The organism is Methylobacterium sp. HJ2, from assembly GCF_056431005.1.
Genome location: NZ_JBWJYM010000007.1, coordinates 254,459 through 273,953, shown reverse-complemented (window position 1 = coordinate 273,953; position 19,495 = coordinate 254,459). Strand labels below are relative to the sequence as shown.

Here is a 19,495-nt window from a genome sequence, read left to right as displayed (position 1 = left end):
GTAAGGGCAGGCACCCCCAGAACCAAGGTTAGATTGAGGGGCCCGAATGAAACTCGGGCCCCTTCGTTTTGTCGGGCCTTACGAAGTCAATTCGGTCCGAGAGCGCGGGAGAACATGCAATTTGTCCGAGCCAAGCTGTAGCCGCCTGAGGCCCTTCAAGGCGTAATCGACAACTGCATCGATGTGATCATTGATCGGCTCGACGTGAATCCGAAATAACGGTCGATCTCGATCGGTATATAGTCTCTGTCTTTCATGAAAATGCTGATCAATTGATGTCGTCAATCTCGTCTTATGACGATAGAGGCCGACTGCATGGAGGTGCAAACCGTGATTTACGTTGCTAGTTGAGCTGCCGTCTTTTTCGCGTTTTAGGACCGGCAGGTCCGGGCTGACGATCCAGATAGGCAATCTGCGGTGATCGTGCTCGCCGCGGGGGTTGCGCACCACGCGAGTAGCATGGAGAGCATAAACCCGATCTACTTCCCTGAACATGATCGCAAGCGTGGCGGCAGGGCTCTTGCCGAGTTCACTGAAAATGAAAGTCATCAGGTATGGGGTCATTCCGTTGGTAACTTGATTGGCTACCCATTGTTGCCAGGCAGCGATGAGTGATATATTCTTAATCATTGACTAGTACCTCAGTAATGGTCTAGCAGCACATGACTGTCCATATACACCCCGCGTTTTTCCAGCAGGGCGCATTGAAGCGTCTGACGGCAACCTACGACGCGCTGGCAAGTCCAGTCGCCTCGATGTGGTCGCGTTTGTAATTGGCTTTTACGCGGTGCAAGTGATCGCCGTGGTGGCGTTATTTCTGATCCACGATTTACGTTTGCGCGATCTTCGCCGATACTCTCAAGTTTCCGTGTCTCTAGAGGGCTAGAACAGCCTGTTGGCTGGATACCTATCAAAAACACCGTCGTTCGACGGGTTTCCGGTGTGATGACGTAGGCGACAGACGCCGGCTTTAGTCGTATCCGTTCACTACATCGTCAACGACATTCAATACAGTTTCGCGGAGTTGGCTTGCCCCATATCGCGAGATCTGCTTTGCGAGCAAGCGCAATACTTTCGCCGTGCGAATGTCATGGATTTCCTCGACTAGCTTTGCGATGGCACAGAGGAGGAGCATGCCCATGGCGTCGGCCTCGTAGACACAAGTCCCATCGCTAGAGCTGGCGAGGATCCGCTCGATCGTAGCTCGATCGAAAGCTTTGCCGACCTCGCACTCAAACTGCAGTCCACGGAGGTCGCGAACAACGTCTTGGTCCATGTTGCGAATGTACCGTCCCTCTGCCGATTTCGAAGAAAATGGAGCGCCGGTTTCATTCACGGTCGCGATGAGGCGCAGTAGGCGGCGCTCGTCCGTTCTGGAGGGTACGATTGTCATAGGGGGCTCCATAAGCTCTATTAGCATCAGCAGCGATGCCGATAGCTTTTACGGAGCAGGCCATTTTGACTGCGGTGTTCGTGCGCGTCGTCGGCAGGCGTGCGGCATAGTGCGGACAGCAATACGACAGAGCGGACGTCGCCGCCGCGCCCGCTCTCGACCCTTCTCGAGCGTTCGGAAGGTCTGCTTACCCGCCGTCTGATCGGTCCTGAACGACCGGGGCTGGCCGATAGCGGCTCGTCCGCTTCGGAGAAGGAGCATAGGAAAAGCGGACGGGCTCGTAGCGACCCAACGCCGTCGTTCATGCTCGGTCGTGCGGCGCCCGAAAGCGGACGTATGTTGCGCCGCTATTGTCGAACACATCTGGCAGCAATCAGGGCTGCGGGTCTGCACAGCAGCCCATTCGAGACCGAAAATGGTAACGGCGTTCAGGGACCGACAAGCTTCCTCAGCCGGTCGAGGTTGGCGAGTTGCTGTAGGGCGTTGTCGCGATCGGCGGCGAGACCGAGGGTCACCGCTTCCAGAGCGATCAGCGTAGTGGCGTGTAGCGCGACTTGGTTGGCGCGTCCGCGCCGAGCTAGCAATACGACCGCGGCTTGTCGGGCGATGGCGCTGTCCTGCGTGTCGGTCCCCAAGACCACCCGCTGCTCGGAAACGGACATTCCAGAGGTTTGCATTGGGTGGCAACCGGACCCTGGCTCTTTATCCCGAAGCGGACGTTCCGCCTCCGACCCAAAATCTTCGTGGATGTCAGCCGGCGCTGGCGAACCTGCGCCGCCTGTCCGCTACGGCATGCCCCAGCGGACAGGCGACTCCGGACAGGATCTGACCTGCTCACCCGGCGATGTTCTTGGCAATGTGCCACTTGTGCTCGGTCTCGGCGCCCTTGCTGCCATCGGCGTTCTGCACGGCGTATTTCACGTGGAAGGTGCCAAAGTTTAGTGTGACCTGCTCCGTGAGCTTGTCCTCGCCGTGCGAGCCGCCCACCGAGACGTGCGCGACGATGATGTCCTCGAGATCGACGGTGAGGTACTCGAGCGGCTTGTCGCCGGCCTTGCGGATGATGAGCTTGCCCTTCTTGATATGCTTGCCGCTGCAGCAATGCTGGAACAGCGTCGGACTTGACTTGTCGATGTACTTCGTAAGACTCAAGTCCTGAACACTGACTTTGCCCGCGCCGCCGCCGCCACCCGTATGCGCGTTGCCGGATTGCGAGGCGCCCCACGACCAGGAGAGCACGTCGATCTCGTCCTTGTACTTGTGGTCCTGCACTTCGCCCTTGATCCCATCGAGCTTCAGAAAAATATCAACGGCCATGCGCTCCTCCTCAAAGTTGTTTGCCGAAATTTACGCTAAGCAATAGCGCAATATATGAAGGTGCGGGGACGCACCGCTCATAATTAGAGAACTGAAGCAGAATATAAGTAGCGATTTTTAATGCACATCGCCGGTGGGGATGTACGTTAGGTCCGGTTTGATGCGAACACTCCATAGCCTGCTTGGACACCAGCATTCTGGCCCGAGGCGGGGAGCGGAACCGGAGGAAAGTCGTGGCCCACAACTTGATCAAGCCGGATCCAAGCAGGAACTTCCCTAGCCAATGCTGGATCTCCGTCTATCGCAATAACGCCGTTCTCGAGGTCTTTCCAGCGAACGTGTCCGAGGTAGATACTGACGAAATCGGCGACATTCCCGCGGATGACCAGATCGGTCTCGAAGCCCGGGTCCTTGGCGCAAACCTCAGCCCCAGAACGCTGTAAGACAAGCCAAAGAATACGATAACGGGTACGTGAGGCCGGTACGCCGGAAAACTCGAATCGGATAAGTACGCGGCGATCGGGGAGGCAGTCGAGACGTGCACGCTTGCGAAAGCCCCAAAGTAAGAGCGTGGGATCGAGGTCAGCCGGTTTGATGCGGTCGCGCGCATAGACGAGCCCCCAGTGGCCCAACTCGCAAACAACTTCGCGCAGGGCTTCGCCTGCCGGTGTTAGCCAATATTCCTGCGTGGTCCCGTCGGGCCGTGGCCGACGTTCGATGATGTCCTCGGTCTCCAGCTCACGTAGGCGAGCGACGAGCATCGCTCGGGAGATAAGCGGGATGCCGCGCTGAATATCTCCGAAAGTGTGAACGCCGGTCATCAACTCGCGCAGAATCAAGGGCGTCCAGCGTGTTGCCACGACCTCCGAAGCTTTTGCAATCGCACAGAACTGATTGTAGCCGCTCGCGCTCATGTCCAGAGCAAATCACATCCTTGTCGGACGGGCCAGTTCAAAAAACAGACTAGCTCGCAGAGGCATCTTGGGAGCAGCCTTCGAGAGGCTCGTGGGCTGTGAAAGCAATCCAAAACACTAGCCAGATCTCCGTCGCGTTCTGCAAGGGGAAGCCAGTATGTACAGAGCTAGATTATCTAAATGGAAGATCAACGCCATCAACGGCACAGGTGCAGGCTATGGCATTGGCTCGGGAGAGGGCGGGGTAATGCTGTTAGCCTCTCCGGAGAAAGCCGAATTTCGCTTCAACTACGCACAAATCGGAGCTGGAGCGAGCCTTGGTGCCAAATTCAATGTGACCTGGCCCCAAGACAACCTTCCGGTCGAGGATGGAGTGAAGAAGGTTTACATGCTCGATACATTTTTAAATGGCGAACTGAGTGTGCAGGATTTTGAAGGCGGGTTTATTTTCGGCAATGCGGGAGCAGGCGCTGGGTTTGGCGCTTCTGCCACTGCTATCTACTTCGGGATACCTACCCATCTGCTCAAGAAGGAGGTGGCAATCTTCCTTGTAGCGCATGGAATGGCCCAGGGCGCCGGGAGTTGGGCATCCGATCTAGCAATGAATGAGGGGAAGGTCAGCCTGGTCGAGGGCTTGGGCGTGTTGATCGGCGGAGCTGGCGGCGATGAGGTGCGCAGGAACAAAGTGGGGTTGGCTAGTCTGTTTCAGAGCCATGCGAAGGGCGTATTGGCCGTCGCCGGCATGAACTTCGGGATGCAGCTGACGGCTGGCGTTACGGGTGGGATCGGGCTGATTTGGAAAGGCGAGGTGCCTTCTGTCGACGCTCCGCTCATGCCGGATGTAGCCCCCCAGCAAGCTAATGAATTGATCAGGGTGACTGCACATGATAGCTCGAACGTCCTCGTGCTGCCGAGCGATGTATTGTTTGGATTCGATCGGTTCGACCTGAGCCCCAAGGCCGACGGTATCCTTCAGCAGGCCGCAATGACCATCAAGGCAAGAAGACCGCGCCGCGCGATTGTGAGGGGCTACACGGACTCGAGTGGGACGGCGCGCTATAATCTCGGTCTCTCAAAGCGGCGAGCGGATTCCGTCGCGTCCTGGTTGATACAAAGAGGGGGAGTCGAGCGCCGCATCGTCGAGGCCCTCGGCATGGGGGAGACCGACCCAGTCGTGCCCAACCAGTTCCCGAGCGGATCTGACAACCCCGCGGGACGCGCGCGAAACCGGCGTGTTGAAATCGTGCTCGTCTCTTAGGTAGGGGTCCCGGAGCGAAGCTGCACCGGTCACGAGGCGACAACCTCGGGCGCAATCGGCGTGGAGAAGACCGTCAGCTTGGAAAGACGTGCCACGGCTACGTCGAGCGAACTCGCCAGGAGGTTGCGCGCGCGGCTGGCCCGGCTCTTCACGGTTCCGACCTGGCAGCCGAGAAGCTCGGCGGCGTCCTCGTAGGTCAGTCTGGTGCTTGCGGAGCGTCAGCACGGCGTCGAGCGGCGACTGGATCGGGTAGCCGACCGAGAAGCTCTTGATCGCGGTCTCGGTGACGAAGAAGCGGCTTCCGAGGCCATCTACCATTGCCTCGGGCTTCGGATCGGTCGAGAGCGCGATGAACATGTTGTGCGTGCCGTCGAGGACGCCGGCGACGCCGGCCTGGACCATGGAGACAGCGGTGACCCCGCGACTGAGCGCCCGGGATGAGCGCGCCGACGCCTATCTAATTCAAAGCTTCTCGACGGCGAAGCCGAAAGGCCGAACGCGCGGATCTCAGTACCCTCTAGCAGCACGAGTACACCCTCGATAGCACCGCCAAATGACGAACCGTACTCCCAATCTTGGTATGGTCTAACAATACATCTAAAGAACAAGGATTGCTGGCTTCAATGCTGAGCAAGGCCAGCCGCCATGTTCACTGCTAACGCAAGGAGGCTCGTGTTGAAGAAGTAAGCGTACAGCGTCTGCAAAGTTGCGATCCTGCGCATATGCTTTGCAGCAATGTCAGTGTCAGATGTCTGCGACGTTGCCCCGATCGTTACGGAGAAGTAGAAGAAGTCCCAAAAATCGGGGCTATCGTCGCCGTTAAAATCCAGACCACAACGAGACTTGCCACCTTCTTCGCCATAGTAGATGTGCGCATAGTGGGTGGTAAAGACCACCTGCACGAAGACCCATGCGCAGATCAGCGTAAGGGCAGCGAGGGTGATATGAGGGATCCGATATGCATCCTGCTCTTGCTGGCCGAACAGCAACATCGCCACAGCCCCACAGCTCGCAGCAGCGGCAAGAACTGCAAACAAGGAGATCATGAACGCACTATCGTCGAGACGGGAAGCCTCGCGGCGAAGTGCTTCACTCGAGCCGCGCGTCAGCTGAAAGATGACTAGCGCTACATAGGTAATGACGCCTGCGCACCAGCCGATAAGGAGCCTCGTCCACACAGACGGTATGGGCAGGACCAGGCTTAGCGCCAAGCAAAGCGCCGCCGAGCCGAGAAGCCGCGGCCTGAGCCAAAATGCTTGAGCCGTTCTGCGGAGATGCATTTCTCGAACTCGACCCTGAAGAGTGCGCTGCCAGTCAGGCGCGACCGATCTGGATCTTACAGCGTTTGTCCTTCACAGTGGTGCCAGCTGTGGCAACCGTTCACAGCGGTTCGGCTGTTCGAGGCGACTTGTTTTGCTCAGAATTCCATGCCGAGCTTCACACGCAGATTGTGGCGCTCGAACTGGTTCAAGCCTAGCCCGCGCCGAGCATAAGATGGATCGGTGTCGCGCCCCCAGATTTGGCCTGCGTAGGCCACCGTCAGCCAGATCTTCTCGGTGAAGCGTCGATGCAGGACTGGCCCGACGAGCACCGCCTCGCTCTCCAGCCGATTGAGAAAGACCCCGTCATAGCCGCGCAGGTAGCGCACCTCCGAACCTATGAAGGTACCATCCGCAATCTGCCCGACCACGGCGTTTGACCAGAGAAAGGTCGAGGAGCGGTAACCCTGGCCGGCAAAGCCCCGTTGGCGCCCAGCCGCTGGCTCGAAGCTGATGTTGCTGCCGTACCAGATCTTGCCGGGCACGAGTTGCACGTCGAGCTGGATGAGGCTCTCCATGTCGAACACGTTGGCCCCGTTGCCCTCGATAGGCAGAACCCGGGTGAAGCGGGGGCGCAGCTCGACGGCGATCCCCAATGGTTGCTCGGCTGATCCTTTCAGAAACTGATACTTCAATTCCACCGAGGCGCCATCGAAGGTACCGAAGGATTTATCGTCGAGGTCTGCGATGTTGCGCTGTCGACGCAAGTTGCCGAAGGCGCTGAGCTCAATGCTGAACCGATCGGCCGGGTTGAACTGGTAGGAGAGCCGTGTGTCGAGCACGCGGTAGGTGGAGGGGCCGGGGCCGTCACGGCGCTTGCTGAAGCGAGAGATCGTGTCGACGAGCACTTCCTGCTCGCCCTTCTCACCGGCGTCAGACCCTTCGGTGAAGCCGAATAGGTGCTCGGTATCGACCTCCTTCTGCTTGTCTGACTTGTCGCTCTTACCCTCAGAGCCACCGCTGCCCGACGAGGATTTCGCCTTGTCGTTCGCCTGTTCCTCGGCAAACCCAGGGACGACGGCGAGACCCAAGGTCAGCAATAGGGCCAAGGCGAGTTGCGAGATGGGTCTCGCCAACGAAGCTTGCCCGATCATGATCCTGTGCCGTCCCCTGTGCGATGCGCACAACCGTGAGTAGACGCATGACGAGTGCGTGCCTGTTGCGCGGGTGCAACGCTGCATCTGAACTTGGCGCTAGTGGGATGATAGAACCGGTTGCGGCGTACGTTCGCATAGCGCTGGAAGCGAGTATGCACAGCACCAAGACTGGGCGCAGCCCTCTGACGAGCTGTAACGAGGTCACCGAGCCCCGCTGAGGAGCACTGAGAACCGGCTCCTAACTTATCTGGGGTCAGTCACCCGGTGTGAGGCGACGACTGCTTTGGAGGTGTTGGCGAAGGCTACGAACGGCCGAAATGGGCGCCAAGCCGAACGTCGGCTTTCGGGCGACAACTCAATGACAGCTCACCACCCCGAGCCAAAGTCGGCTAACGGCCGACGACTGGCCTCTTTCGGGCAGCGCCAGAATTCGTCCGCGCGGCTGCTATGGGCGGTTCAGTGACATTCCGCTTTCAGGTCATCTGCTGGTTGTAGTGGACATCGTGGCCCGACCAGTGATGACCTTATCAAGCTGGGTTGCCCTCTATGTGCTTCAGCGATGCTCCTCGCTGTCGTTCGTAGCAACCCAGGAAAAACTCAGGACGCGTTCATAGCTGCAGTCCAGCCTGACGGCAGACCCGCGACGCAGACTTCGCTGCCCCGGACGCCGGGTGCAGACGCCCTAATCCGGATCTTTCCTCGACCGCTAGGGATCGTTCGCGACATCCGAGGGTTCTCTTGTTGCACCGCAACCAACCCCGCGATCATCCGTCGGCCGCGCGAGTATCCCGCTGCCGCTCGGATCGTGCGGCCTGCCGCTCTGGGAAAGCCTGGATCAACGGCTCGCGGTACAAAGGACCCCTTCATGCGTCTCGAACTCTCTCTGGCGGCTTCAGCCCTTCTGCTCGGTCTCACGCAGCTCCCGGCTCGGGCCAGCTCCTGCGCCGAGCAGATCGGCACGATCGAACGTCGTCTCGACAGCGCCGGCGCTGTTCACGTGGTCGGTCTCCAGGACGGCCATGCGATCCGCAGCAGCCATTCGCCGAAAGCTCTCGCAGCGGCTCCGACTGGCGAACCCAGCGACGCCACGATGATCCCCACGTCGGCGCACGTCGCTGACGCGCGTCGGCTTCTGAGCCGAGCCGTCGAAGAGGATCGCCAGGGTCATCAGCGGGCGTGCGAGGACACGATGACCCAAGCCAAGGGCATGATCGGCGCGCTGCCGTAGAGCGGCGCAGGAACTCCCGGCTCGGCGTTCAATCCGCGCCGACTGTACCGCATGCCTTCAGAGCGATCCGATTGATCGAGGAGCATGTCCCGCAATCTACCAGGATCACCTCATGACACGCCATTCCTCTACCGGCCGTTGGCTTGGACCGACGCTACTCGGATCCGCCGCAGCGCTCGCCGCATCGGCGCTCTACGCTGCCTCGAAGACGCGGGATGCCGAGCGCCAAACACCACCTATCGGCCAGTTCCTAACCGTCGACGGGGTGCGACTGCACTATGTCGAGCGGGGCCGCGGCGAGCCGCTGGTGCTAATCCACGGCAATGGCATGATGATCCAGGATTTTCTGGTCAGCGGCATCGTCGACGATCTGGCCAAGCGCTACCGCGTCATCATCATCGATCGGCCCGGTTACGGCTACAGCGATCGCCCGCGCGGCCTCTGGACGCCACGCGCCCACGCCACGCTGTTCCAGAAGGCGCTTCAGCGGCTCGGCGTCACGCAAGCCGTCGTGCTCGGGCACTCCTGGGGGGCACTGGTCGCGGTCGCCCTCGGGCTTCAGGCTCCGCAACTCGTCCGTAGCCTCGTCCTAGCCTCCGGGTACTACTATCCGACCTTGCGGGCCGATGTGGTTCTGTTCTCCCCGCCTGCCATCCCGGTGCTCGGGGATGTGATGCGCTACACGATCTCGCCCGTGCTCGGGCGTATTCTGCAGCCTGCCCTGATCAAGTCCATGTTCGCGCCGGCCGCCGTCACAGAGCGGTTCGACCGCCAGTTTCCGAAAGCCATGATGCTGCGGCCGTTACAGCTACGGGCATCGGCGGAGGACGCCGCGCTCATGACGCCGGTGACGATCGAGCTTCAAAAGCACTACCGCGACCTGAAGCTCCCGGTGGTAATCATCGTAGGCGGGGACGATCAGATCGCCGACGTCGACCGGCAGTCGAAGCGCCTGCACAGTGAGCTACCCAACAGTGACCTCATCGTCGTCCCCGGCATGGGCCACATGATCCAGCATCTGGCACCGAGAGAGGTCATCGCGGCGATCGACCAAGCATCAGAGCTAGTTCGCGAAGCTGCCTGACGAGCAGACGGTGCGGATCCCCGTGGCGCAATCGTGCGGTCCGAGTATGAGGACGCGCCTGTTCGTCGACGAGGTCGCGTCAGCGATCAAGGCGGGGTGGGCATAGTTGGGTGCTTACGACTGCTGCACCCCGAACGTCTGCTTCTGGGAAAGGCGCCAACAGATTTCTACGATGCAATTGGGTCGGGGGTGGAACGTTCGCGTCGAGGCGGAAGGACAAGGCCCGGTTGCCACCCATTGTAGAAGCTGGGAAAGTCAGCGCTTGAGCCTGGCGCTGGCGAGGATGAAGCCGACTTTGATGCCGCGTTGAAGCGGATCGCGAAGCCCAACAATCCTGTTGCCTGATCCTAGCTATCTGCAGGCTTCAGAAAAGAAGTGCTTAGAGATGGGGTAACGAAGAAGTCCAGTCTAAACAGGATTGCTCCTGTATCATCTGTGACTTCCATTCGCCATTCTGAGCCAAGGCTTTCTAGCCTAGCCCCTTCTTCAAGTAGCACACCCGCATAGCGGATAGCTTCTCGCCTCGCGAACATGATCTCAGGCAGCTCGACGCCCTTTTTGTCTAGCAGCACGACGCCGTCATAGACGTTGAAGTGATAACGCGGCATGCGTTCCCCGGCCGTTGTAAGGCGGGAGCGCGCGCATCTCTCAGTCACCGGCGCCTTGATAGCGTGGCCGGTGATCAGCGATCGTACCAGACAGGGGGGTTCGGCACAAACGACGGCTTATGCCGTCGTATGTGCGAAGGGTATAATCGCCTTTTCACTACAATTGCAGGTCAATCCCTGTGCGATCTTGATCCATGACATTTGTTGAGGTCAGCAGTTGATGTAGGTTGTGAAAATCGTCAGCCGTTCCGACACAGGTGCTGATGCCTGGGAGAGCCGTGCGCTTCCGCCTGCAATGGAAGGCGAAGCCACCATGGCCTCGATGACAGCCCACCTCTTACAACCGATGATCGTCAAGCTGGAGAGCGTCTCTACCCTCACGGATGAGGAGCGCTATGCCGTCGAAAGCCTGCCCGCCAGAGTGCAGACCCTTCGTGCCCGCCAAGACATCGTGCGCGATGGAGATCGAGCCACGCAGTGCTGCCTCATCCTCGAAGGCTGGGCCTATCGCTACAAGATGATGGGCGAAGGCAAGCGTCAGATCTTCTCGTTCCACATCGCTGGTGACATCCCGGATCTCCAGAGCCTGCACATACCGCTGATGGATCACACCCTCGCGACCATGACCTCTGCCACCGTGGCCTTCATTCCCCACGAAGCGATGCGGGATCTCACTTATCGGTTCCCACGCCTCGGCGCCGTGCTCTGGCGCGACACGCTGGTGGATGCAGGGATCTTCCGCGAGTGGATGATGTGCATGGGCCAGCGCTCGGCCTACGACCACCTCGCCCACCTCTTCTGCGAGTTGTACCTCAAGCAGGAGGCCGTGGACCTAGCGGGCGAGCACCGTTGTCCCTTGCCGATGACGCAAGTTGATCTGGCGGATGCCACGGGCATGTCGAACGTGCACGTCAATCGCACTCTACGAGAGATGCGTGGCAACAGCCTCATCACCTTGCTTGGCAATACCTTGGTCATCGAAGCCTGGGATGAACTTATCCGCGCAGCTGAGTTTGACGATACGTACCTCCACTTACGAAAGCGCCCCATTGGATGAGCTTGCACCTCCAGCCGGTCCAGGTTGCCACCGGCAGCGCTGACAGCGACAGCCAGCTTGTCTTCTCTGAAGGCTTCCTCGTGGCGGTCTTGGTTCACCTCTCAGATCAGCACGAGGAGGAAGCTGGGATGTGGTACTTGGAGGCTGGGTTCGGACCAATCGCTAGCCCTGAGGAGCCGCCCTTCGTGAATTTGGATGCGGCACAAGCCTGGATCTCCTCACGTCTCGCCACGAGGCCGCCGCGCGCACTGGGTAGGACGAAAACCATCTGCCGGTCAGGTCTGTCTTCCATCCACCGCTGAAGCGCCTCTGAGGAACCTCTGCTTCCGGATAGAGCGCCAAAGCCTGCTCTCCACCCCGACCCGAAATTGTCGGCGGTCCGACGAACGACCGCTTTGGAGGAACGCAAACGGCACTGCCGGCGACTGGGTTGGGCGCAAGGCGGAATGTCCGCTTCTGGGCGTCGGGCCAACTTCCGCTCCCCACCCTTGTCGGACGAAGAGGATAGGAGCGACGGCCCCTGGGACCGCCGCGGTGAATGTCAGATGTCGGTCTGCTCCGACATTACCAGCGCGTCGTCTGCTTCGATGCCGAGGTAGCGTACGGTGCTCTCAAGCTTGGTATGGCCGAGCAGTAGCTGGCAGGCTCGTAGGTTGCCGGTCCGCCGGTATATCAGCGCGACTTTCGTCCGGCGCAGGCTGTGCGTGCCGTACCCTGCAGGGTCGAGACCAATCAGTGCCACCCACTCATCGACGAGCCGGCCATATTGGCGCGTCGTGAGGTGCTCGCCCGGGCTGCTTCGGCTTGGGAACAGCCAGTCACCGGCCCGCAGCCCTCGTAGCTGCAGCCAGGCCGCGAGCGTCTCGCGGGTGGTCTCGGTCAGCTCGAAGGGTACGGGTCGGCCGGTCTTCTGCTGGACGATGGTAGTGCGCAGGCGGACGCCGTCGCCAAGGTGGACGTCGGCCACGCGCAGGCGGACGAGGTCACAGCCACGCAGTTTGCTGTCGATGGCGGTGTTGAACAGGGCGAGGTCGCGAGTGCGGCCCTCGTGCTGCAGGCGGGTGCGGATCGCCCAGATGTGCTTCGGCTTAAACGGCGGCTTGGGGCCGATGATGCGGCCGAGGTTCCACGGTCGGCGGGTGGCGTCGTTGGTCAAAGGCATGATGAAACACCGTTTCGGAAGCCATCAGCATCTCACCGCGATCCACCCGCCCCGTGGCTGCGCGCCGTGAACTGAAACCGCGTCATTGCCTCGGAGCAGGCGTTCGGCCACGAAAAGGCATGCACATGGCATCGGCTGCCCTTAGTAGTGCCCTATGCCCGACGCCCTGTTCTCGCCGGCCGCGGCCCGCAACGCTGCTCCGATCGCCGAAGTCCTCAAGCGCGTTCTCCCGTCCAGCGGCCTCGTCCTCGAGATCGCGAGCGGGTCGGGCGAGCACGCCACACACTTCGCGCGTGCGCTACCCGCACTCATTTGGCAGCCGAGCGATCCTGATGACGCGGCCCGTCGCAGCATCGTCGCCCATGCCCGCGCCGCCGGACTGGCCAACATCCGCTCGCCACTGATGATCGACGCGACCCGTCAGCCGTGGCCGGTGACGCGGGTGGACGCGGTTGTCGCGATCAACATGATCCACATCGCACCCTGGGAGGCGACCGTCGGGTTGATGGCTGGCGCGGAAGCGACGCTGGCTGAGGGTGGTGTGCTCTACCTCTACGGTCCTTTCCGGGAGGATGGTACGCACACCGCACCGAGCAACGCCGCGTTCGACGACAGCCTGCGCGCTAGGAATGCCGCCTGGGGGATCCGCGACATCGAGGCGGTCACGGCAACCGGCCGATCGCACGATCTTCATCTGGCCGAGCGCGTCGCGATGCCGGCCAACAACCTCAGTCTGATCTTTCACCGAGGGCGCCGAGGCTCCGCCGTTGATCGGATGTCCACGCCTTGAGCGCCTCGCGCCCGACCAGCGCGGTCATCGTCGGTGCGTCCGGCGGCATAGGCGGGGCCTTGATCCGCGCGCTTGCCGAGGCTGCGGCCTACGCGCCAATCTTCGCGCTCTCCCGATCGGAAACGTCAGTCCCGCAGGGCATCCGACCCCTCACGATCGACCTCAACGACGAGGCGACGATTGCGGCGGCGGCGGCCAGGGTCGGCGAAGCCGGACCGGTCGGCCTGGTCATCGTCGCCACCGGCCTTCTTCACCAGACAGGCGTCTTACCCGAGAAGACGGTCAGGGCGCTCGAGCCCACCGCGATGGCCACCGTCTTCGCAATCAACACGATCGGCCCTGCGCTCGTCGCCAAGCATTTCGTGCCCCTGCTGGTGCGACAGGAGCGATGTGTGTTCGCGGCCTTGTCGGCGCGGGTCGGATCGATCGGCGACAACCGACTTGGCGGCTGGTACGCCTACCGCGCTTCGAAGTCGGCGCTGAACCAGATCCTGCGAACGCTCGCGATCGAGGTCGCCCGCAGCCGACCGGAGGCGATCGTCGTGGGTCTGCATCCCGGCACGGTCGCCTCCGGCCTGTCGCGGCCCTTTCGGCCGGACCCGACGGCCGACGGCGTCTTCTCGCCCGAGGAGAGCGCGGCGCATCTGCTGCGCGTGCTGAATGGCCTCAGCGCGGACGACACCGGCGGCGTTTTCGCCTGGGACGGCTCGCTGATCACCGCCTAAGCGCTGTCTCGGCTCATGCAGATGCCCTGGTGCGACGCCATGCGATCATTCGGAGCTGGGATGGCTTACGACATGCGCCATAAGCGGACATCAGCTGACCGCCCGGTAGCGGACATTCAGTTTCAGGCGACCGTCCGTCCGGTGTCGACCCTTTGCAGATGCTGGGAACGTCCGCTTGCGGGCTGCGCCGTGAGGCAGAGCTCGACGACTAGGTTCGGTGGCTTCCTGCCGGTCTGCTTCCGGGCTGCAGATGCAGTGAAGCAGACATAGCCGCAGGTGTCCGCTTCCGGATAAGGGCCTGTCTCGGGCACGTACCGCAACGTTCAGGCTTGTATCACCTGAGCCGATGATCGGAACGTAGGGCCGTTGAGCCCTGCGTTCGGACAGGCCCTATCACGCGTCGCATGGGACCCGTGGCTTGGCATAGAGGCGGTAATCGAGTCGACCCGGCCGCGGCCTGACCCTGCATCCCTGCCATGCAGCCGTAGCCTTCCCTTGCCCAAGCTGGTAAACCTAGAATGGATGAACGGCACATCGTGTGGCAGAGGGCAGATGCTCAATGGCCTGGGCGCCGCATCCCTTTTTCGCGCTTGATCGGTGGCTTATAGCACGGAGCCCTCGCTAAGGGCGGAGCGGTCGATCCGGATCATGACATCAGCCCGATTTGCCTCTCTTCCGCCGCAGCGAAACGAGTGCCACCGAGCAGCGGCGCTCGACCGGCTGCAGATCATGGACACGCCGTCTGAGCCTATCTTTGACCGCGTCGTGCAAGCGGCTCAGAAGCTCTTCAAGGCTCCAATCGCCTTGATCTCCCTGCTCGATGATGAGCGGCAATGGTTTAAGGCGAGGTGCGGCTTGGATGCACAAAGCACGCCGCGTCGACAGGCGTTTTGCAACTATACGGTTTTGCACGACAGCGTGTTCGTCGTGCCCGACGCACGCGCCGATGCGGCGTTCGCATCCAATCCCCTCGTCACAGGTCAGCCCTTCATCCGCTTCTATGCGGGGGCACCGCTCACGGTCTCACCAGGAGTGAGGCTGGGCTCTCTGTGCATCATCGACACAAAGCCACGCACGTTCAGTGCGGAAGAGGGACAACTTCTCACGCAGTTGGCGCAGGTTGTCGTCAACGAGTTCTGGCTGCGCGAACTCATCGGCACGCCGCAGCGCTCCTCGACGGGCGCAATCAGTTCGGAGCGCGTCACCGCTCCACAGTCCCTGATCACGGGGGTACAGGTTCGCGCCGCGCGAGCCTTATTGGGTTGGTCGGTCGGCAAGCTTGCCGCCGAAGCGGGCCTGTCTCCGAATACGATCAAACGGTTCGAGGCAGAAGCTCAACGCCTTCCGAGCAGGGAAGCTACCGTATCGACCCTGAAATCTGCTCTTGAGGCGCATAATGTAATCTTCGTCGGCCAGGATGTTGCTGCTCCCGGGGTCCAATTGCTAAGAAGATAAAGCAACCTACATTAGCAATTTGCATGTTATAAGATTTTTAAGAGCTGATTGGCCATTATGCGCAACAGCGGACCGCCAGGCGGCAGTGCGGCGCTCCGGTCCCGACGCTTCGGGGACACGGTTTCAAGGGCAACGCCGTCCTCGGGAAGATCCATGTCGCTGTTCTCTCGCGAAGATCGCGCCGTGCGCGATGCCATGAAGCGCGTTCAAGCCTTTGCTGAACTCGGACCCGCGGGCAACTTTCTAAACGCCAACACTCGCTACCTCGACCTGCTTGGCTATACGATGGACGAGCTGCAACGCCTTCCAGCTTGTGGCGCTCTGCTCCCTGAGGATCGTGCCAGTCAGGAGCATCATGAACTCTGGGCAGCCGTGATGCGCGGCGAGGATCGGGAGGTCTGTGCCCGACACCTCACCAAGCAGGGCACCCCGGTGTGGTTGCAAGTCAGCTATTGTCCTGTTCTTGACCGTACTGGGCAGGTCACCAAAGTCATCCAGCTTGCTGCTGATGTGACCGCGCAGCAGCAACGGAGTGCCGAACAGGACGCCGTGCTCAGTGCCATCGGTCGCTCGCGTGCCGCCATCGAATTTACCATCGATGGGACCATCCTGACCGCGAACACCAATTTCCTCGGCGTCATTGGCTACACCCTAGAGGAGATCCGTGGCCGCCATCACAGCCTGTTTGTTCATCCCGCAGAGCGCGAGAGCCAAGCCTACCGCGACTTTTGGGCTGGCCTTGCGCGTGGCGAGTTCCAAGGTGCCGAGTACAAGCGCATTGCCAAGGGCGGCCGGGAGATCTGGCTGCAGGCCATCTACAACCCGATCTGCGACGGCCAGGGCAAGACCTTCAAGGTTGTGAAGTTTGCCACTGATATCACGCAAGAGAAGCTGCGCCGCGCTGATGTGGCTGGGCAGATCGCGGCGATCAACCGCTCGCAGGGTGTGATCCACTTCGATCTGGATGGCAACGTGCTGGATGCCAACGAAAACTTCCTGGGCGCGGTCGGATACCGTCTCGACGAGATCCGCGGCAGGCATCACCGCACCTTTGTCGAGCCTGATCACGCGGCCTCTTCCGAATATCAGCAGCTCTGGGGGGCGCTGCGACGCGGTGAGTACCAGGCAGGCGTGTTCAAGCGGGTCGGCAAGGATGGCCGAGCAATCTGGATCCAAGCCAGTTACAACCCGATCTTCGACGCCGATGGCAAACCCTTCAAGGTCGTAAAGTATGCCACCGACATCTCCGTCAAGACAGCTGCACAGCAGGCCGCGGCGGATGCCTCAGGGCGCACGCTGATGAACGTGCAGACCGTGGCCTCTGCTGCCGAAGAGTTGAGCGCGTCGATCGGAGAGATCGCGCAGAGCTTGGCTCGCTCCCGATCGGACGCTGATGCGGTTCACGATCAGGCGGCTCACGCTGACAGCTTGACCGCAAAGCTTCGCGGCGCTGCCGGTTCGATGAGTGGGGTCGTGCAGCTGATCCAGAGCGTGGGTCAGCAGATCAACCTGCTTGCCCTCAACGCGACGATCGAGGCAGCCCGAGCGGGCGAAGCCGGACGCGGCTTTGCCGTAGTGGCTGGCGAGGTAAAAAACCTGTCCACTCAGGTGACGCAAGCGACAGCACGGATCGCGCAGGACATTCAGGCGATGCAGGGGATCTCGGACGAGGTGGTTGATGCCCTCACCTCGATCGTCCAGGCGATCGGCTCGGTTCGTGAAATGGTCACAGTGGCTGCCTCGGCTGTCGAAGAGCAAAGCGCCGTCACACGGGAGATCTCGTCCAGCATGATCATCGCTGCGCAGGGGGTTGGCGAGATCGACACAAGCCTGCAAGCGCTCACCGGCTAAGCGGAGGCGGAGCGGTCAATCAGCTCGGGAGGCGGCCCAGGCGATACCTGTAGCGACAGCGTCGCTGTGAAGGCCAGGCCACTGGCAGTCCTTTCTGCCCCAAACACTTCTGGACCATCCGGATCCAACCTCCTGGCGAGGTCGCTCTGGCAACGCGGAAGAGCGGCCATTCCAACGCCTTCAGCGAGCGGGCGGTCCTGACCCCCTGAAGGTCACCGCTGAGCAGGTGCCTTCCCCTCCGAGCGGGAGTTGCCGGACGGCTGACGAACGAGCGCTTTGGAGAAGCGCCGTCAGCGGTCCGGACGGCCGGGTTGGGTCGTATGCGGAACGTCCGCTTGCGAGCGGTCGGTCAACTTCCGCATCCCACCCATTCTGGTCATTCAGATGGCATTGACGACCTTCCGTGAACGGACGCTACGCATTAATTACATCTGTTATCACGCTAAACGCTCCCACCTATTTTCGTGAGAAGTGGCCGTCCGAGTTAATCAATTTCGTACATAATCGATATAAAAAAACAATAATGCTAGACTAATCCATGCCCAGATCGCAGACGAAGAACCGGATATACTCCGTCGTTCAATTGTGTCGTGGCCAAGCCATGTAAGCAGGAGCAGGAGCGCGGCGGCAAGGCTGCTACGTTCAAGCATGAAGCCAACAGCCGACAGGAAGGCTGTTACCCCTACGGTTGTCGTCACCTGTTCCCACGTGCCCGCATTCCGCTGACCTGAAAGTAGGCCGCCGAAGCGTAAGCAGCCGAGCACGGCGGTGGTCGTGAGCAACGCAACGGCAGCAATGTCCTGCATGGGCCTCCGGGCATGTGCCCAACCCCGAAATGCCTAGTTGGAAGGCAATTTGCTCATGCATGTTGCAATTTCGAGCCCGGTCCGTAAACCTGCATCTGGTATACCAGCGCCAAAAGCGCACTCGGAGCGGCCGCCGCAGGGCGCAACCGCTTAGATAGTCGCTTGAGCGAACAGAGGACGCGAGGATGTCCAACACCGTTGGCCCGGTAGGGCAAACTAGCAAGTCATCCGGTTTTCGCTTGTTCAGACCAATATTGGCAGGTGCAACTCTGCGAGAGCGCCTGATCGGGTGTTTGGGAGCTTTGGTTGGCATCACGCTCACGGGCCTGATTTGTGGCTGGTTCTTTGGTCAGGGCCCACACATCCCCTTGATTGTCGCGCCGATGGGCGCCTCCGCAGTTCTGTTATTCGCCGTGCCCGCGAGCCCGCTCGCCCAGCCCTGGTCTATCATCGGGGGCAACACGATCTCGGCCTTCATGGGTGTGCTCGCCGCCCACTTCATTCCAAACCCGGTCATGGCCATCGGCGTTGGCGTGTCGCTGGCCATCGCCGCCATGTCGCTCACGCGCTCTCTTCACCCGCCCGGTGGCGCGGCAGCCCTAACAGCTTTGATCGGGGGCCCGGCTGTAACCTCCGCGGGCTTCCTGTTTCCGCTGTTTCCGGTCTGCGTGAACTCGGTCATCCTCGTCACGCTCGGCGTCGTCTTTCACAAGATCTCACGCCGCAACTACCCGCATGTCCCGGTCGTGGCGCCAGTGAACACACATGGAACCGTAGATCTGCCCGCGCCGCTGCGTGTTGGCTTCAGACCTGAAGACGTAGACGCCGCCCTAGTCGAGCTGCACGAGACGTTAGACATCGACCGCGGCGATCTCGACAGGCTCCTCCGTCAGGTGGAGCACCACGCGTTGGTGCGAACGCAAGGCGACCTCAACTGCGGTGAGATCATGTCGCGCGACGTGATCACGGTGGGGCTGGAGGGAAGCGCCGAGCGGGCGCGAGAGCTGTTGATCAATCACAACATCCGGACGCTGCCCGTCGTGAACGGAGCCGGTCGGCTCGTAGGTACGCTCGGTCTGCGCGAGTTGATGCTGCACGGGGAGGTAGAGATCGCGCAGGTGATGTCCGAGGCCCAGACTGCCGCAGCGGATGAGCCGGTCGTTTCGCTTGCGTCCTCGCTGACCGACGGCCGCACACATGCGGTAGTCGTTGTGGACGAGAACCGGCGCGTCATCGGGATCATCACCCAAACCGACCTGCTCGCGACCCTAACGCGCTTACTCTCGTCCAAGGCATTCCGGAGTCCTGAACTGGCGCCAGCGTAGGCAATCGCTCCAGCTCGATCTTGGCGGCTCACTTTGCGGCTCTCACGCCGAGCCGCGCTTGCTCGGTGCAGGAAGGAGGTTCAGGCGGAGCACGAACTCGGAGTTG

Annotated in this window: 19 protein-coding genes and 2 pseudogenes; 9 read left to right on the top strand and 12 right to left on the bottom strand. The window is 61.0% G+C overall.

Going from position 1 to position 19,495, the window contains the following annotated elements; all coding sequences use genetic code 11:
* Positions 1–78 precede the first annotated feature (78 nt).
* The 5 genes from ACS5RC_RS18395 to ACS5RC_RS18375 form a co-directional block, all read right to left on the bottom strand.
* On the bottom strand, positions 79–630 hold the full coding sequence (locus ACS5RC_RS18395) for a hypothetical protein (RefSeq protein ID WP_478345340.1): 552 nt from the start codon (positions 628–630) through the stop codon (positions 79–81).
* A gap of 340 nt (positions 631–970) precedes the next feature.
* Positions 971–1,393 carry a hypothetical protein gene (locus ACS5RC_RS18390; RefSeq protein WP_478345339.1) on the bottom strand — a complete coding sequence of 141 codons (423 nt, stop codon included), beginning with the start codon at positions 1,391–1,393 and terminating at the stop codon, positions 971–973.
* 428 nt (positions 1,394–1,821) lie between these two features.
* Entirely contained in the window at positions 1,822–2,034 is a 213-nt protein-coding gene (locus ACS5RC_RS18385) for a hypothetical protein (protein WP_478345338.1), read from the bottom strand.
* Between the two features lie 193 nt (positions 2,035–2,227).
* On the bottom strand, positions 2,228–2,710 hold the full coding sequence (locus ACS5RC_RS18380) for an Hcp family type VI secretion system effector (RefSeq protein ID WP_478345337.1): 483 nt from the start codon (positions 2,708–2,710) through the stop codon (positions 2,228–2,230).
* Positions 2,711–2,856: 146 nt separating this feature from the next.
* The gene (locus tag ACS5RC_RS18375) at positions 2,857–3,624 is read right to left on the bottom strand and encodes a winged helix-turn-helix transcriptional regulator (RefSeq protein ID WP_478345336.1); all 768 of its coding nucleotides are present in this window, start codon (positions 3,622–3,624) and stop codon (positions 2,857–2,859) included.
* A gap of 157 nt (positions 3,625–3,781) precedes the next feature.
* Here ACS5RC_RS18375 and ACS5RC_RS18370 point away from each other — a divergent pair, with 157 nt between their 5' ends.
* On the top strand, positions 3,782–4,882 hold the full coding sequence (locus ACS5RC_RS18370) for an OmpA family protein (RefSeq protein ID WP_478345335.1): 1,101 nt from the start codon (positions 3,782–3,784) through the stop codon (positions 4,880–4,882).
* Positions 4,883–4,911: 29 nt separating this feature from the next.
* Here ACS5RC_RS18370 and ACS5RC_RS18365 read toward each other — a convergent pair.
* The 4 genes and pseudogenes from ACS5RC_RS18365 to ACS5RC_RS18350 all read right to left on the bottom strand — a co-directional run.
* A pseudogene (locus ACS5RC_RS18365) lies at positions 4,912–5,082 on the bottom strand (sigma factor-like helix-turn-helix DNA-binding protein); the annotation flags it as partial.
* Positions 5,081–5,302 (bottom strand): annotated as a pseudogene (locus ACS5RC_RS18360) (MmgE/PrpD family protein); the annotation flags it as partial. The pseudogenes ACS5RC_RS18360 and ACS5RC_RS18365, both read right to left, overlap by 2 nt.
* Positions 5,303–5,502: 200 nt before the next feature.
* Positions 5,503–6,162 carry a DUF1345 domain-containing protein gene (locus tag ACS5RC_RS18355; protein WP_478345334.1) on the bottom strand — a complete coding sequence of 220 codons (660 nt, stop codon included), beginning with the start codon at positions 6,160–6,162 and terminating at the stop codon, positions 5,503–5,505.
* Between the two features lie 137 nt (positions 6,163–6,299).
* Positions 6,300–7,295, bottom strand: coding sequence for a hypothetical protein (locus ACS5RC_RS18350; RefSeq protein ID WP_478345333.1), 996 nt, complete (start codon positions 7,293–7,295; stop codon positions 6,300–6,302).
* Between the two features lie 868 nt (positions 7,296–8,163).
* On the opposite strand from ACS5RC_RS18350, the gene ACS5RC_RS18345 reads away from it, so the two are divergent.
* Both ACS5RC_RS18345 and ACS5RC_RS18340 read left to right on the top strand, forming a co-directional pair.
* Entirely contained in the window at positions 8,164–8,526 is a 363-nt protein-coding gene (locus tag ACS5RC_RS18345) for a hypothetical protein (RefSeq protein WP_478345332.1), read from the top strand.
* Positions 8,527–8,638: 112 nt separating this feature from the next.
* A complete protein-coding gene (locus tag ACS5RC_RS18340; protein WP_478345331.1) occupies positions 8,639–9,610 on the top strand; it encodes an alpha/beta fold hydrolase in 972 nt (323 codons plus the stop codon).
* A 347-nt stretch (positions 9,611–9,957) separates the two neighbouring features.
* Here the strand turns inward: ACS5RC_RS18340 and ACS5RC_RS18335 are convergent, their stop codons facing one another.
* Positions 9,958–10,218, bottom strand: a complete 261-nt coding sequence (locus tag ACS5RC_RS18335) for a DUF6894 family protein (RefSeq protein ID WP_478345330.1) — start codon at positions 10,216–10,218, stop codon at positions 9,958–9,960.
* A 229-nt stretch (positions 10,219–10,447) separates the two neighbouring features.
* Between ACS5RC_RS18335 and ACS5RC_RS18330 the strand changes: the two genes are divergently transcribed.
* Positions 10,448–11,275: a Crp/Fnr family transcriptional regulator gene (locus tag ACS5RC_RS18330; protein WP_478345329.1), complete on the top strand. Its 828-nt coding sequence runs from the start codon at positions 10,448–10,450 to the stop codon at positions 11,273–11,275.
* A 541-nt stretch (positions 11,276–11,816) separates the two neighbouring features.
* On the opposite strand, the gene ACS5RC_RS18325 is transcribed toward ACS5RC_RS18330, so the two are convergent.
* Positions 11,817–12,437 (bottom strand): tyrosine-type recombinase/integrase, encoded by a 621-nt coding sequence (locus tag ACS5RC_RS18325; protein ID WP_478345328.1) that lies wholly within the window; start codon positions 12,435–12,437, stop codon positions 11,817–11,819.
* Between the two features lie 154 nt (positions 12,438–12,591).
* Here ACS5RC_RS18325 and ACS5RC_RS18320 point away from each other — a divergent pair, with 154 nt between their 5' ends.
* The 4 genes from ACS5RC_RS18320 (at position 12,592) to ACS5RC_RS18305 (ending at position 17,258) form a co-directional block, all read left to right on the top strand.
* On the top strand, positions 12,592–13,227 hold the full coding sequence (locus ACS5RC_RS18320) for a DUF938 domain-containing protein (protein ID WP_478345327.1): 636 nt from the start codon (positions 12,592–12,594) through the stop codon (positions 13,225–13,227).
* Positions 13,224–13,952, top strand: a complete 729-nt coding sequence (locus tag ACS5RC_RS18315; protein ID WP_478345326.1) for an SDR family NAD(P)-dependent oxidoreductase — start codon at positions 13,224–13,226, stop codon at positions 13,950–13,952. Before ACS5RC_RS18320 ends, ACS5RC_RS18315 begins: the two co-directional genes overlap by 4 nt.
* A gap of 648 nt (positions 13,953–14,600) precedes the next feature.
* Positions 14,601–15,407 carry a GAF domain-containing protein gene (locus tag ACS5RC_RS18310; protein WP_478345325.1) on the top strand — a complete coding sequence of 269 codons (807 nt, stop codon included), beginning with the start codon at positions 14,601–14,603 and terminating at the stop codon, positions 15,405–15,407.
* A 153-nt stretch (positions 15,408–15,560) separates the two neighbouring features.
* Positions 15,561–17,258 (top strand): methyl-accepting chemotaxis protein, encoded by a 1,698-nt coding sequence (locus tag ACS5RC_RS18305; RefSeq protein WP_478345324.1) that lies wholly within the window; start codon positions 15,561–15,563, stop codon positions 17,256–17,258.
* 488 nt (positions 17,259–17,746) lie between these two features.
* On the opposite strand, the gene ACS5RC_RS18300 is transcribed toward ACS5RC_RS18305, so the two are convergent.
* Positions 17,747–18,064: a hypothetical protein gene (locus tag ACS5RC_RS18300; RefSeq protein WP_478345323.1), complete on the bottom strand. Its 318-nt coding sequence runs from the start codon at positions 18,062–18,064 to the stop codon at positions 17,747–17,749.
* 185 nt (positions 18,065–18,249) lie between these two features.
* On the opposite strand from ACS5RC_RS18300, the gene ACS5RC_RS18295 reads away from it, so the two are divergent.
* Complete coding sequence (locus ACS5RC_RS18295; protein ID WP_478345322.1) at positions 18,250–19,389, top strand: HPP family protein; 1,140 nt, start codon at positions 18,250–18,252, stop codon at positions 19,387–19,389.
* Positions 19,390–19,495: the final 106 nt, after the last annotated feature.

Excerpts from the sequence above, each read along its gene's own strand:
- ACS5RC_RS18305 (WP_478345324.1), top strand. The coding sequence starts at position 15,561 with ATGTCGCTGTTCTCTCGCGAAGATCGCGCCGTGCGCGATGCCATGAAG.
- ACS5RC_RS18310 (WP_478345325.1), top strand. The coding sequence starts at position 14,601 with ATGACATCAGCCCGATTTGCCTCTCTTCCGCCGCAGCGAAACGAGTGC.
- ACS5RC_RS18320 (WP_478345327.1), top strand. The coding sequence starts at position 12,592 with ATGCCCGACGCCCTGTTCTCGCCGGCCGCGGCCCGCAACGCTGCTCCG.
- ACS5RC_RS18370 (WP_478345335.1), top strand. The coding sequence starts at position 3,782 with ATGTACAGAGCTAGATTATCTAAATGGAAGATCAACGCCATCAACGGC.
- ACS5RC_RS18355 (WP_478345334.1), bottom strand. The coding sequence starts at position 6,162 with ATGCATCTCCGCAGAACGGCTCAAGCATTTTGGCTCAGGCCGCGGCTT.
- ACS5RC_RS18335 (WP_478345330.1), bottom strand. The coding sequence starts at position 10,218 with ATGCCGCGTTATCACTTCAACGTCTATGACGGCGTCGTGCTGCTAGAC.
- ACS5RC_RS18375 (WP_478345336.1), bottom strand. The coding sequence starts at position 3,624 with ATGAGCGCGAGCGGCTACAATCAGTTCTGTGCGATTGCAAAAGCTTCG.
- ACS5RC_RS18340 (WP_478345331.1), top strand. The coding sequence starts at position 8,639 with ATGACACGCCATTCCTCTACCGGCCGTTGGCTTGGACCGACGCTACTC.
- ACS5RC_RS18395 (WP_478345340.1), bottom strand. The coding sequence starts at position 630 with ATGATTAAGAATATATCACTCATCGCTGCCTGGCAACAATGGGTAGCC.
- ACS5RC_RS18380 (WP_478345337.1), bottom strand. The coding sequence starts at position 2,710 with ATGGCCGTTGATATTTTTCTGAAGCTCGATGGGATCAAGGGCGAAGTG.
- ACS5RC_RS18300 (WP_478345323.1), bottom strand. The coding sequence starts at position 18,064 with ATGCAGGACATTGCTGCCGTTGCGTTGCTCACGACCACCGCCGTGCTC.
- ACS5RC_RS18390 (WP_478345339.1), bottom strand. The coding sequence starts at position 1,393 with ATGACAATCGTACCCTCCAGAACGGACGAGCGCCGCCTACTGCGCCTC.
- ACS5RC_RS18350 (WP_478345333.1), bottom strand. The coding sequence starts at position 7,295 with ATGATCGGGCAAGCTTCGTTGGCGAGACCCATCTCGCAACTCGCCTTG.
- ACS5RC_RS18325 (WP_478345328.1), bottom strand. The coding sequence starts at position 12,437 with ATGCCTTTGACCAACGACGCCACCCGCCGACCGTGGAACCTCGGCCGC.
- ACS5RC_RS18295 (WP_478345322.1), top strand. The coding sequence starts at position 18,250 with ATGTCCAACACCGTTGGCCCGGTAGGGCAAACTAGCAAGTCATCCGGT.
- ACS5RC_RS18345 (WP_478345332.1), top strand. The coding sequence starts at position 8,164 with ATGCGTCTCGAACTCTCTCTGGCGGCTTCAGCCCTTCTGCTCGGTCTC.